This window comes from Frankia sp. CeTa3Moorea, assembly GCF_978021225.1.
The window spans coordinates 1-12,454 of sequence record NZ_CDXDOR010000060.1 but is presented as its reverse complement, the minus strand read 5'-3'; the positions used below and the strand labels follow the sequence as shown (position 1 = coordinate 12,454).

General features: G+C 72.1%; 8 protein-coding genes and 1 pseudogene. 6 read left to right on the top strand and 3 right to left on the bottom strand.

Annotation, left to right across the window (positions count from 1 at the left end; genetic code table 11):
* Positions 1 to 304 (top strand): annotated as a pseudogene (locus AC08OV_RS12685) (hemerythrin domain-containing protein); the annotation flags it as partial.
* 190 nt (positions 305 to 494) lie between these two features.
* On the opposite strand, the gene idi reads toward AC08OV_RS12685, so the two are convergent.
* The gene (idi, locus tag AC08OV_RS12680; protein WP_476619702.1) at positions 495 to 1,157 is read right to left on the bottom strand and encodes an isopentenyl-diphosphate Delta-isomerase; all 663 of its coding nucleotides are present in this window, start codon (positions 1,155 to 1,157) and stop codon (positions 495 to 497) included.
* A 351-nt stretch (positions 1,158 to 1,508) separates the two neighbouring features.
* Here idi and bioB point away from each other — a divergent pair, with 351 nt between their 5' ends.
* The 3 genes from bioB (at position 1,509) to AC08OV_RS12665 (ending at position 4,006) form a co-directional block, all read left to right on the top strand.
* Positions 1,509 to 2,612, top strand: coding sequence for a biotin synthase BioB (bioB, locus tag AC08OV_RS12675; protein WP_476612856.1), 1,104 nt, complete (start codon positions 1,509 to 1,511; stop codon positions 2,610 to 2,612).
* Between the two features lie 240 nt (positions 2,613 to 2,852).
* Positions 2,853 to 3,458 carry a type II toxin-antitoxin system antitoxin SocA domain-containing protein gene (locus AC08OV_RS12670; protein WP_476612855.1) on the top strand — a complete coding sequence of 202 codons (606 nt, stop codon included), beginning with the start codon at positions 2,853 to 2,855 and terminating at the stop codon, positions 3,456 to 3,458.
* A gap of 173 nt (positions 3,459 to 3,631) precedes the next feature.
* Positions 3,632 to 4,006, top strand: coding sequence for a Fic/DOC family protein (locus AC08OV_RS12665; RefSeq protein WP_476612871.1), 375 nt, complete (start codon positions 3,632 to 3,634; stop codon positions 4,004 to 4,006).
* A gap of 5 nt (positions 4,007 to 4,011) precedes the next feature.
* Here the strand turns inward: AC08OV_RS12665 and AC08OV_RS12660 are convergent, their stop codons facing one another.
* Both AC08OV_RS12660 and AC08OV_RS12655 read right to left on the bottom strand, forming a co-directional pair.
* Positions 4,012 to 6,021 carry a serine/threonine-protein kinase gene (locus tag AC08OV_RS12660; protein WP_476612854.1) on the bottom strand — a complete coding sequence of 670 codons (2,010 nt, stop codon included), beginning with the start codon at positions 6,019 to 6,021 and terminating at the stop codon, positions 4,012 to 4,014.
* Positions 6,012 to 10,661, bottom strand: a complete 4,650-nt coding sequence (locus AC08OV_RS12655; protein WP_476619701.1) for an nSTAND1 domain-containing NTPase — start codon at positions 10,659 to 10,661, stop codon at positions 6,012 to 6,014. The genes AC08OV_RS12660 and AC08OV_RS12655 overlap by 10 nt, the downstream gene beginning before the upstream one ends.
* A 378-nt stretch (positions 10,662 to 11,039) precedes the next feature.
* Here AC08OV_RS12655 and AC08OV_RS12650 point away from each other — a divergent pair, with 378 nt between their 5' ends.
* Together AC08OV_RS12650 and AC08OV_RS12645 are read left to right on the top strand one after the other, a co-directional pair.
* Positions 11,040 to 11,723, top strand: coding sequence for an RNA polymerase sigma factor (locus AC08OV_RS12650; RefSeq protein ID WP_476619707.1), 684 nt, complete (start codon positions 11,040 to 11,042; stop codon positions 11,721 to 11,723).
* A gap of 72 nt (positions 11,724 to 11,795) precedes the next feature.
* Positions 11,796 to 12,454: hypothetical protein (locus AC08OV_RS12645; protein ID WP_476619700.1), on the top strand; the 659-nt coding region annotated here is incomplete at its 3' end.

Genomic DNA, 12,454 nt, shown 5'->3' with positions numbered 1-12,454 from the left:
GGCCACCCGCGCGCTGCTGGCGCTGGAGAAGATGGATGTCGGTAGCGCCGAGTTCGATGCGAAGCTGGCGGACTTCGAACGGGCCGTTGTCGACCACGCCGAGCATGAGGAAAATGAGGAGTTTCCCCGGGTGCACGCAGCCCGCGACGCCAGGCAGCTGGAAAGCATGGGCCGTCGGCTCCGGACGGCGGAGAAGTTCGCTCCCACCCATCCGCACCCGTCAGCCGCCGGTTCGACCGCCAAGCAGTGGACGGTAGGCCCAATCGCCTCGATCATCGACCATGTCCGGGACGCCGTGAAGTGACGCGGCGGGGCGCCGTGACCTGACGCCGTGCGGCTTGCGGGCGTTGCGGTGCCGCCGCGGCGGACGGTCGCGCGGCGTCCGGGACCATCCGCGGTTCGGCAGCCCCGGGCGTCAGCGTCGGCACGGCAGCCCTTCTGGAACAGGACGCCCTCTGGAACAGGACGGATGGCCGGTTCTCCGGACGGTCGGCTCAGGCGTGGGTTCCGCCGTCGGCGAGGGAGAGCGCGGCGGTCAGCGGATGGGCCGCCGCGCTGAACGCCGCCATCTGGTCGACCGACCAGGGGCTCAGCGCCCAGGGCGCGGCGGCGGCCACCCGGCGGTAGTCGTCCCACTCGACCCAGCGCCACTCGACCACCTCGGCTGGGTCCGGATCCGGGTCCCCGAGCGCCCGCGCCACGTAGACCGGGCAGACCTCGTTCTCCACGAGACCGTCGGCGGCGGTGGCGCGGTAGGCGAAGTCCGGCAGCGCGCAGTGCAGGTCGGTCAGCTCCAGGCGGAGTTCCTGGCCCACCCGGCGCTCGACGGCCCGCGCCAGGTCCTCGCCTGGGCGGGGATGCCCACAGCAGCTGTTCGTCCACACCCCCGGCCAGGTCCGCTTGTCGAGCGCTCGGCGGGTGACGAGCAGCCGGCCGGCCGGGTCGAAAAGGTAGGACGAGAACGCCAGGTGCAGGGGGGTGTCGAGGCCGTGCACGGCGATCCGCGGCGCCGTCCCGCAGGGGCGGCGTTCGGCGTCGAGGAGCACGACCTCGTCGGCGGCGGGCGGGACCGGCGCGGTCTCACGCGACACCGTCTGTGGTGACGCCGCGTCACGCGGCACCGTCACGACGTCGGAGTCGGATCCTTGCGGGCTCACTGGTGGGCCTCACTTTCCGGTCGAAGGTCCAGTTTCCACTCGAAGGTCCAGTCGCTGGTCCGGTCGGTGTGGGGTGGGCGCCGGCGACGCTGTCGCCCAACGCGCACGTGTCGTTCTCCTCCACCGGGATCCAGTCGCCACCTACCCATCCTCCCCTTCCTCCCCATCCTGCCCGCCGGCGCCGGTCGGCCACGTCCACGTCCGGGTAACCCCGGCCGTACCCCCGCCCCGGCATGGGTGATTGCTGGTTCCGATCAAGGTAACGATGAGAGTGTGGGCGTGGCGGAAGGACGATCACCTGCAGGTTTCCGCCGCCCGCCAGTGCCCGCCAGTGCCCGCAGAGGATTGAGGATGACGGACATGGACCTGTCAGCCACCCTGAACAGCCTTGTCAGCAAGGGGGTGAGTGGTCGGGCCCCGACCCGAGACGAGGCCCTAGCCGTCCTGCGCAGTGACGACGACGATCTCATGGATGTCATCGCCGCCGCCTACCGGCTCCGGCGGAGGTACTTTGGCAGGCGTGTCAAGCTGAACTTCCTGGTGAACCTCAAGAGCGGGCTCTGTCCGGAGGACTGTTCCTACTGCTCGCAGCGGCTCGGTTCGAACACGGGAATCCTGAAGTACACCTGGCTCAAGCCCGAGGAGGCCGCCGCGACGGCCGGTGCCGGCATCTCGGGCGGTGCCCGCCGGGTGTGCCTGGTCGCGAGCGGCCGCGGGCCGACGGACCGGGACGTCGACCGCGTGGCGGACACGGTCGGCGCGATCAAGACCGCACATCCGGGCGTGGAGGTGTGCGCGTGCCTCGGCCTGCTGTCCGACGGGCAGGCCGCACGGCTGCGGGCGGCCGGTGCGGACGCCTACAACCACAACCTGAACACAGCCGGTGAGAAGTACGCAGACGTCTGCACGACGCACACCTACAACGACCGGGTTGACACGGTGCAGGAAGCCAGGCATGCCGGCCTCTCACCCTGCTCGGGCATCATCGCCGGCATGGGGGAGAGCGACGAGGACCTCGTCAACGTCGCCTTCGCGCTGCGCGAGCTCGCCCCGGACTCCATCCCGGTCAACTTCCTCATGCCATTCGAGGGCACGCCCCTGGGCGCGGAGTGGAACCTCAACCCCCGGCAGTGCCTGCGCATTCTCGCCATGGTCCGGTTCGTCAACCCCACGGCCGAGGTGCGGCTCTCGGGCGGCCGGGAGATTCATCTCGGCTCGATGCAGCCCCTCGCCCTCTCGGTGGTGAACTCCATCTTCCTCGGTGACTACCTGACCAGTGAGGGCCAGGAGGGCCACCAGGACCTGAAGATGATCGCCGAGGCGGGATTCACGGTGGAAGGTCTCGACGCCGACACCGACACCGAGGCCGAGGCGCCTGTGGCCGCGGGCGCGGGCCCGGAGCGGGTCGCGCTGCGGCAGCGCGGTGCCGGCACCGCCCTGCCGCCCAACGCCTGATCCCGGCATCCACCGCCCGGCCGGCGGGTGATCAAGTGGACGTTCGCCTGGCTGGGCTGGCCGGGCCCGGTATGCCCAGAACGAGCATGAGTGCCTGGGCCTCGGCGACCAGCTCTGGTTCGAAAGAGCGGTCCCGCGTGGGGCAAGGCGCGACGCCCCCTGCCCCGCGCGCGTAAAATATTTCAAGTACAGGGTATTGCTCGGTGCGCTCGGTGCGCAGAGTCCGAGGGAGGTGAGGGTATGGCCGAGAACGTCCATGATGTTGCCGCCTTCATCCTCGCGCGACTCGGGATGATGGCCACCTGGCGTTTGCAGAAGCTGGTCTACTACTCGCAGGCATGGCATCTCGCCAACCATCGCGTGAATCTCTTCGACGAAGAGGTTCAGGCCTGGTCGAACGGTCCGGTGGTATGGGCGCTCTTCGAGAAGCACCGCGGCTGCTTCTGCGTCAGCTCATGGCCAGCGGGGGATCCCCGTCGACTCGGGTCCCAGGCGACTCGGACCATCGAGTGGGTGCTGCAAAAGTACGGGCCTTTCAGTGGTGACGAACTGTCGCGGATGACGCATGTGGAGGCGCCGTGGCGGCTGGCGCGTGCAGGGTTGCCGGAGGGGGAGTCGTCTAACGAGCCCATAGAGCCAACGATCATGGCGGACTACTACGCTCGGCTGAGGATGTCAGTCGACGAAGCCGTCTCGGCGGCGGTCGGCAACGCGCGTCTGGAGGGCCACGAGTTCTCGCCTGATACGCAGGCTCGGCTCCGGCAGGTAGCGTCAGGGACGTGCACAGCCGATGAGGCTGTCGCGGACATTCTCGCCCGTCACAGGGGGCGCGGCCTCGACCAGTGAGCGACCCGTACTGCTGGCCGGGCACCGAGTGCCTGCGGAACCGGCTCGACATACATGATCCTGATGAGCTCGCCGACATCGAACAGCAGATCTCCGGCCTTCGCTACGCTGAGCTGGGAGCATCCCTCCTCCCGGGCGCTTACGATACCGAGCATCTTCGTCGTTTCCACCGGATGCTCTTCCAGGACATCTACCGATGGGCGGGCGAGATTCGTACTGTGAACCTCGCGAAGGATGGCCACCCGTTCTGCCGGGCGCTGTTCGTCGAGGGGCAGCTCTACGATCTTTTCTCGGGCCTGGCCGAAGACCGTCATCTCGTAGGGCTCAAGCGAGAATCCTTTGTTCTCAGGTTTGCGACACTCTACGGCGACCTGAACGCCATCCATCCGTTCCGGGAAGGAAACGGCAGAGCTCAACGGGCCTTCCTACGACAGCTCGCGGCGGGTGCGGGCTGGACATCCCGCACGGAACCGGCGTCGCCTCCGCATGACCCACCCCGAGTAACCCCGGAGGACCGTGCCGGGCTCAGTGGGACCGACGCCGGGTGACCGATCTATGCGACCGGGAGACGGTGGATGAGGTGCTGGGCGGTGTCGACGACGAAGGCGGTGCCGTCGCTGTGGACGGTGACACCGAGCGGTCGCCGCAGACCTGTTCGGGCGTCCGCGAAGGTGCGGACGAGTCGATCGCGGGTGACGAGGCGGACCCGTCCCCGGTCGGGGTCGGTGACCAGCAGACCGCCCGAGGGGGTGGGCGCCAGCGAGTGGGGCCGACCGACGTCCGCGATCCGGGCCGGGGCTCCGTCGTCGGGGGACGCGCCGTAGAACATCCCGGCAGCCGTGGAGATGCTCCCGTCGGCGTCGACCGCCCGCAGCAGGTGATTGTCGGTGTCGGCGAGGTAGACATTCCGTCCGGGCGGGGCCGTGACGTCGTGCGGGCGCCGGAGCTGGGCGAACTGGGCGGGTCCGTGATCTCCGGACAGGCCGGGGACACCCGCCCCCGCCAGCGGTGCCGCCCGCAGATCCGGGTCGATCAGGATCACCTGGTGGCCGCCGGTGTTCGCGACGTACACCCGGCCCGCCGCGTCGGCGTAGACGCCGTGCGGGTGCGCCAGGTCGAGCGAGGTGGCGTGCCGGGCGGCGGGGCCGGCCGGCGGGCCGTGACGGCCGGAGCCGGCGACGGTGACGATCCGACCGTCCGGCGCGACCCGGCGGATCCGATTGTTGAAGCTGTCCGCGATGAACAGAGAACCGTCGGGGCCCAGAGCCAGCCCGCACGGGTTGTCCAGCTCGGCGTCGACGGCCGGCCCCCCGTCACCGTGCGGGCCGCTCTTGCCGGAGCCGGCCACATGGACCGTCCGGCCGTCGCGTTCGATCCGGAGCACCCGGTGACGTAGCCGTTGGGACACGTACACCGCACCGTCCGGCGCGGCGACCACACTGTACGGGTAGTCCACCCGCAACGGCGCGGACGTGATGTCGGCCGGGCGGAGGTCGCGCCGCGCGGTCCGGTTCAGGGACCGGCGCCGGATCACGCCGGCCGACCATCGGCGTGGTGAGGCGGTGGCTGACGGCGTGACGGCTGACGGCGTGACGGCTGGCGGCGGGGTGCCCGGCGGCGGGACGGCTGGCGGGGTGCGGGCCGACGGACCGCCGCGCGCCGCGTCGCGCACATCGTCGTCGAGCCGCAGCGGCAGCGGGCAGCGGGTGAGCCAGTCCGCACCGAGCGCCTGGGCCGTCGCGGCGGCGAGATCCAGGGCGAACGCGTGGGCCGACGGCGGGCGTGCACCGGGCTCCTTGCGCAGCGCCCGGTCCACCACCGCGGCGATCGCCGGCGGCGCGGCGTCCAGTGGTTGCGGCGCGACGCGCAGATGATGGTCCATCAGCTGCGCCATCGACAGCACCCGGACGAACGGTGGGCGGCCGCTGAGCAGTTCGTAGAGGACGATCCCGAGCGCGTACAGGTCGCACGCCGGTCCCGGCGGCCGGCCGTCGAACTGTTCCGGCGCCATGTAGACGGGGGTACCGACGAGCGTGCTCGGGGCCGCACCGGAAGCGCCGATGAGCTTGGCGATCCCGAAGTCGGTGACCTTCAGCAGGCCGTCGGCGCTGAAGAGAATGTTGTCCGGTTTGATGTCGCGGTGCAGGATCCCGCCCGCGTGCGCGCATTCCAGCGCGGCGGCGGTCGCCAACCCGATCGCGCAGACGACGTCGACGGTCAGCCCGTTCGCCGCGCGGGCCCGCACGGTGCCGCCCGCCAGCCGCTCCATGACGAGCAGGCACAGGTCCCCGGATTCGACGTAGTCGTAGAGGCGGACTATGTGGGGATGGTCGAGCCCGGCCAGCAGGCGCGCCTCCGCCAGGAACCGGCCGTGGGCGCCGCCGTCCGCCGCGCTGGTCGACAGGACCTTGATCGCAACGGTCCGGTCGAGCTGGCGGTGGCGACCCGCGAGAACGACGGCGTGACCGCCGTGCCCGAGCACGGCGGTCACCTCGTAGGCGGGGAGCGCCTCGGCCACCCGGTCGGTGATGAACCGTTCCGGCTCCGGTCCGGTCAGCCGCACGGCGGATCGTAGTCGAGGCCCGGCAGGTACTGTTTCCATTCCTCGCGGGTGAGCGGGTCGCCGGCCCGCGCGCACAGCCGCGTGACGACGCTCGCCGGGTCGAGGTCCCAGACGAATCCGATCACCTGGTAGGGCGCTCCGACGATGAAGGCGGTGCCCGGGGCGAAGGCGACCGCCGCGAAGCCGTTGTAGCGGCCGCTGAAGGTGGCGTACGGCACCGGGTCGGCCGGATCGGACATGTCCCACAGCCGCACCACACCGTTCGCGCCGCCGACGCCCGCCGCCATGAGCCGGCCGTCGGAGCTGAACTCGATGGAGTTGACGCCGGCCCCCAACCCGATGATCGAGGGCAGCGCGCGCGGGGCCCGGCGGTCCGTGACGTCCCACAGGGCGACCTTCGTGTCGAAGCTGCCGACGGCTAGGGTCCTTCCGTCCCGGCTGAAGGCGATGGTGATCAGGGCGCTGGTGAAGCCCGTGATCGTGCTGATGTCCGCCGGTCGGTCCGGTGTCGTGATGTCCCACAACCGGATGGTCCGGTCGCCGCTCCCGGACGCCAGGGTGCGCCCGTCCGGACTGAAACTGACGGTGGCGACGTCGTAGCGGTGCCCTGCGAGGACGGACCGCTGCCGGGGCGTGGCCGGGGTGGAGATGTCCACCAGGGCCAGTCGGGCGCTCGTGCCGGCCAGCGCGAGGGTCCGGCCGTCCGGGCTGACCTCCAGGTCCTTGATCCCGCCGATGCCGGGATGGATGGTGGACAGCAGCCTGGGACGGCGGATGTCGGCGACGTCCCACAGCGTGACCGTGCCGTCGAAGTCGGTGGCGTAGTCGAGGCTGCCGGCGATGAGAACCCTGCCGTTCGGGGTGAACCGGACGCTGCCGACCGCGGCGTTGAATCCGGTCAACGTGGCGGCCGACACCGGCCGATCGGGGTCATGCGCATCCCACAGCCGGACGGTCTGCCCGTAGTCCCCGGTGGCCAGGACCCGCCCGTTCGGATGGACCGCCGTCGACCACAGGAAGCGGTGGTGCCCGACCAGCGTCGGCCCCGGCACGTCCCACAGGCGCAGGGCGCGGTCGTCGGCACCGGAGGCGAGGGTCCGCCCGTCCGGACTGAAGGCCAACGCCCACGGCTTCGACGCGTGCGGCAGGACCGCGATGGCGTCGAAATGGCGGGACGGATCGTAGATCTCGACCGCGCTGTTCACCCCCACGGCCACGAGGCCGTCCACGTTGACCGCCACCGCCTCGACCGATCGCACCTCGTCGATGACCTGGAGGGTGGTCGGCCGTCGCGGGTCGGTGAGATCGAAGACCCGCGCGGTGGTGTCGTCGCTGCCGGTCACCGCCGTCTTCCCGTCCGGGCTGATGGCGACCGCACGGACGGCCGTGTTCGCGCTGAGCACGACATTCGGGCCCGCCTCGCCCTTCAGCTCGCTCAGCTCTGCCGGGGCGGCGAGGTCCCGCACGTCCCACAGCAGAGCCCGGCCGTCGTCGCCACCGGTCAGCAGCTCGGTGCCGTCGGGACTGAACGCGACGGCACGGACGTTCGCGGTGTGGGCGGTGATCGCGCCGGCCGGCCGGATCGCGCTCACGTCGGAGACGTCCCACAGCCGCACCTGTGATCCGTACCCGCCGGTGGCAAGGACCCGGCTGTCGGGGCGGAAGGCCAGCCCGTGAATCGAGTCGGAGGCGCCGGGTAACGTCGCCGCGAGCACCGGGTGAGTGGGATCGGTGATGGTCCACAGCCGGATCGTCCGGTCGTCGCTCCCGGTGGCGACGAACCGGCCGTCCGGGCTGAACGCCACGGACTTCACCGCCAGCCGGTGGCCCCTGATCGTGCTGAGCGGGGTGCGGCGGGTGGGGTCTGACGCGGACCACAGGGCGACCGTCCAGTCGTCGCTCGCCGTCGCCACCAGCCTGCCGTCCCGGCTGTAGGCGACCGCGCCGATCGGACGGGTCTGCGTGCCGAGGTGACGGGTGGCGAAGCCGTAGTCGCTCGCGAACGTCGACAGCACGGCGCTGCGCGCCTCCGCCGTCGGCGCCAGCCGGTAGGCGACGGCGCCGAGCTGGGCGGCGGCCAGCGGGTCGGACCTGCGCAGCTGATCGGCCTGCCGGCCGATCGCCACCGACAGCGCCCGGTCCCGCTCGCCGGCGATCTGGGCCCGTTGCCGGAAGGCGAACGCCATCGCTCCACCGGCGATCAGGGTCAGCACCGTGAGAGCGGCGACGAGCTGGTGCAGCCGCCTGGTCCGCCGGGCCTCGGCCCGCTGCGCCGCCTGCTCGGCCGCGAGGGAGGCCGCCAGAAAGTCCCGCGCGACCGGGCTCAGTGCCGTCTGCCGCTGCCCGGCCTGCGCCCACTCCCGGACGGTCGCCAGCCGACTGCCGGTGAACAGGTAGGACGGGTCCCGCCCGCCGTCGTCCCAGGTGGCCGCGGCGTCGGTGAGCCGCTGTCGGGTCATTGCCGCGGCGCGATCGACCTCGATCCACTCGCGCAGTCGCGGCCACGAGCGCAGCAGCGCCTCGTGGGAGATCTCGACGGTGTCGGCGTCCACGGTGACGAGTCGGGCGGCGACCAGCGCGTCGAGGACGGCGGAGACGTCCTGGGCCGACGGCGAGTCCTGGGCCCACGGCGACGTGGACAGCAGCTCGGTGCGTGAGACGCGGCGGCGGGTGTCGTCCGTCCCATCCCCGAACTGGATCATCTGTAGCAGGATCTGCCAGGCCGCATCCTGGCCGGCCGCGTCCAGCGTGCCGAAGGTCTCCTCCGCCGTCCGGGCGATGGCCCCCCGTAGACCCCCGGCCCGCAGGTAACCGGCCACCGTCAGGGTGCCGTTCTCGCGTTCCCGCCAGGTGGCGCGCAGCGCGTGCGCGAGCAGGGGCAACGATCCGGGGTCGGCGACGACGCCGTGCTCGTCGGCGCCGATGTCGTGCAGCATCAGATCGACCAGGCCCGGCTCCACCGTGAGCCCTACCGCCTCGGCCGGCTTCACGATGGCGTCGCGTACCTCCGCCGCGGTCATCGGCCCGACCACGACCTGCCCCGTCTGGAGCGCGTCCACCAGCTCTGGATAGGCCGCGCACCAGCCATAGAAGTCGGCGCGGACGCCGATGACGACGACCGCGGGTGGACGGGTGGCCCCGTCCCCGCGGCACGCGGCGACCAGCGCGCGGATGAACGCGCCGCGCTCCTCCTCGTCCGCGCACAGGGTGAACGTCTCCTCGAACTGGTCGACGACGATCATCACCCGCCGGGTGGGCGGGGTGGTCCCGCCGGCGGCCGGACGCAGGGCGAGCAGATCCGACAGCGCCCCGACGAATCGGGCGGGTTCCGAGACGACGTCGAGCCGTGCCGCTGCGAGCACGGACAGCCCGGCCGCCTGCGCCACCGTGCGGGCCAGCTCGCGGGCCGGGTGATCCGTGGGTGTCATCAGGACCTGCGGCCAACCGCGGGTGCCTGCCACTGCGCCCCGGGCGAGCGCCGGGAGCAGCCCGGCGCCCAGCAGCGACGACTTTCCCGAGCCGGAGGCACCGACGAGCACCAGCGGACCCGCGCCGTCCAGCCGTTCCTCCAGCCGCGACAGCGCCTCGGCCGTCGCTCGCTCCCGCCCGAAGAACCAGCGCTGCGTGCCGGCGCCGAACGAGGCGAGACCGGGATAGGGGCAGGCGGCCTCACCGGTGGTCACCCCGCCGTCCGGTGCGCTGGGAAGCCCCGCCGGCTGTCGCGGGGTGGGAGTCACCACCGGGCCGGGGCCGTCGGTGAGCACGGTGGTCGGCGCCGGCTCCAGGTCGGCGATCGGCGGGGTGTGCGCGGCGTTGCCGGCGAGGATCACCCCATCCGACCAGGCGGCGGCGGAATGCAGCACTGCGTTCCCGGCCGCGGTGAGACGTTGGGCGAGCCGCCGGGTCACCTGCCCGACGCTCAGCTCGACCGGGCCGTCCGGGTCGCCGTTGACGAGGAGCCGGACCAGGCCGGCGGACAGCGGCGGTCCGTCACCCGCCACCGATCCGTCACCCGCCGCCGATCCGGTGTGCGCCGCCAGCCCGGTGTGCGCGGCCAGCGGCGAGGTCAGCACGAGCAGCTCCACGCCGTCGCCGGCCGCGGCCGCGTCGGCGCCGCCCCCCGCATCTTCACGAGGACCGGCAACATCCTCGCGAAGACCGGGAACGCGAGGTGGCACCGGCGGGACGGTGGAGTGGGCGGCCGTGGTCCGCACCCACAGACCATCGACGGCGATGAGCCGGGTGGCGGCCCGGCTCGTCGCCATCGTCGCCAGGACCGACGACAACGGCAGGGCCGTGTAGGCCAGGCGATGGGGACGGCTGTCCGACACGGCCGTCGCCAGGTGGATCATCCCGTCGGCGTCGATGAGGACGATGCCGGCGTAGTAGACGAGAAGAGCCTCGGTGGCCTGCTCGACGGCCGCCGCGAGAGCCTCGCCGAGATCGAGCGGGGTCGCCGGGTCGACGACCGTGCGCAGGCTTTCCTCGGCCAGCCCGCAGCGCTCCACGAACACGCCGCCGACCGCCGCCACGGCCCGCGCTACCACGGCGCCGACCTCGCCCGCCCGGTCGGCGCCGGGCCCACCGAGCCCGCCCGTGCCGACGACGAGAACCCGCGCACCGGCGGATCCCAGAACCAACCGCGACGTCCGCGACGTCGATGAACGAGCCACAGCTCTCGCCCCGCCCCCCGCACCCGACACAAGCGGCCAGATACCCCCGACCAGGTTAGCCAGCTGGCGCACCAACCATAGATCAATCCGACGGCGCCCGGGTGGAATGCCGCGGAACCCGAACATTATCCTCGAGCGTGGCTGAGTCTGACCGTGCCAGTGCGTTGTCGCTGTGCTATGAGCAAGCCCCCCATGTCCGGCCGTTCCGGGCGAGGTCGCATCATCTGCGCGGTGAGCGAGAGCGCGGAGCTGAGCGCAGATGCGGTCGCCACTGAGGGCATCCCACGACGATCATCTTTCTCGGCGGGGTCGGCCTCCACGCCTGGCGGCCCGGCGGCGGCGCTGGTGCCGACGCCGACGGCCGGCCACCAAACCCGCACCGGGGTCGGCAGGCCGTCCGTCGAGGAGCCGGATCTTTCTTCGGCGGTGAGCGAGGCGCGCCGCGGTGACGAGGCGGCCTTCAGACTGCTCTATCGGACGATCCAGCCGGGTCTGTTGCGGTACCTGCGGGTACTCGTCGGGGACGAGGCCGAGGATGTCGCGTCCGAGACGTGGCTGCAGATAGCCCGGGACCTGCCGTCGTTCCGCGGGGACTTCGACGGGTTTCGCGGCTGGGCAGCCACGATCGCGCGTCATCGCGCGCTCGACCAGCTGCGCCGGCGATCTCGCCGCCCGCGCGGTGACGTACCGGTCGAGACGGTGATGATGGAGATGGCCGCGCCCGATGACACCGCCGGCGAGGCGTTGGAGGCGATGTCCACCGAGGCCGCCATGCGCCTGATCGCGGGCCTGCCGTTGGACCAGGCGGAGGCGGTGCTCCTGCGGGCGGTCATGGGGCTGGACGCGAAGACCGCGGGGCGGGTCCTGGGCAAGCGCGCCGGCGCGGTCCGCACCGCGGCGCACCGGGGGCTGCGCAGGCTCGCCGAACAGCTCGCCGAACAGCTCGGCGAATGTGGGGTTACCGGGGCTGGTCGACCGGAGGCAGGTGAACCAGGTGAACATGGTCGGGGTGGCGGCGCGCGGCGATGATCATGGGTTCCGGCCAGGTGCAACACGGCCAGGTGTAACACCGGTGAGGGCTTCGACGCTGAAGGACGTGAGATGAGCACACACCGACCCCGTCGGATCGGCCGGGGCGCCGCGGAGCGGATGCTTCGCGGCGGCCCGGTCAATGCGGGGGCCGGTGCGGATCCCCTTGCCGACCTGCTCGCCGCCGTGGCCGCTCCGGCCCGCGATGGCGAGCTCGACGGTGAGGAAGCGGCTGTGGCCGCTTTCCGGGAGGCGCGTCTCGCTCACGTCACCCAGCCGCGGAGAGAGCCCATGTTCAAGTTGTTGCTCGCGAAGTTCCTGACCGCGAAGGTCGCCGCCGTGGCGGTCGCGGCCACGGCCGTCGGAGGCGCCGCCGCCGCCGCTGGCACAGGAGTACTGCCCGTCCCCGGTGTAGGTGGCAGCGCCGCCGTGTCCCCGGTGGCTACGCCCTCCGCCGAGGTGACCGCGCCGCGGGTCTCGGTGCCGAGCGCCGGTGCGTCCGTCTCGGCGTCGCTGCTCGCGCTGTGCCATACCTACACGGCCGACGCCGGCGCGGCTCTCAGTTCCCCGGACCTGAACGCGCTGGTCACTGCCGCTGGCGGCAGTGACCAGGTCGGCGCCTTCTGCGCGAAGGCCCTGCAGGCCGAGGCCGGCGCCGGGGTGGGCGCGGCCGCCGGGCCGGGCGGCACGGGTGTCGGCGCGCAGGTTCCGGGCGCGGGCGTGGGTACGAC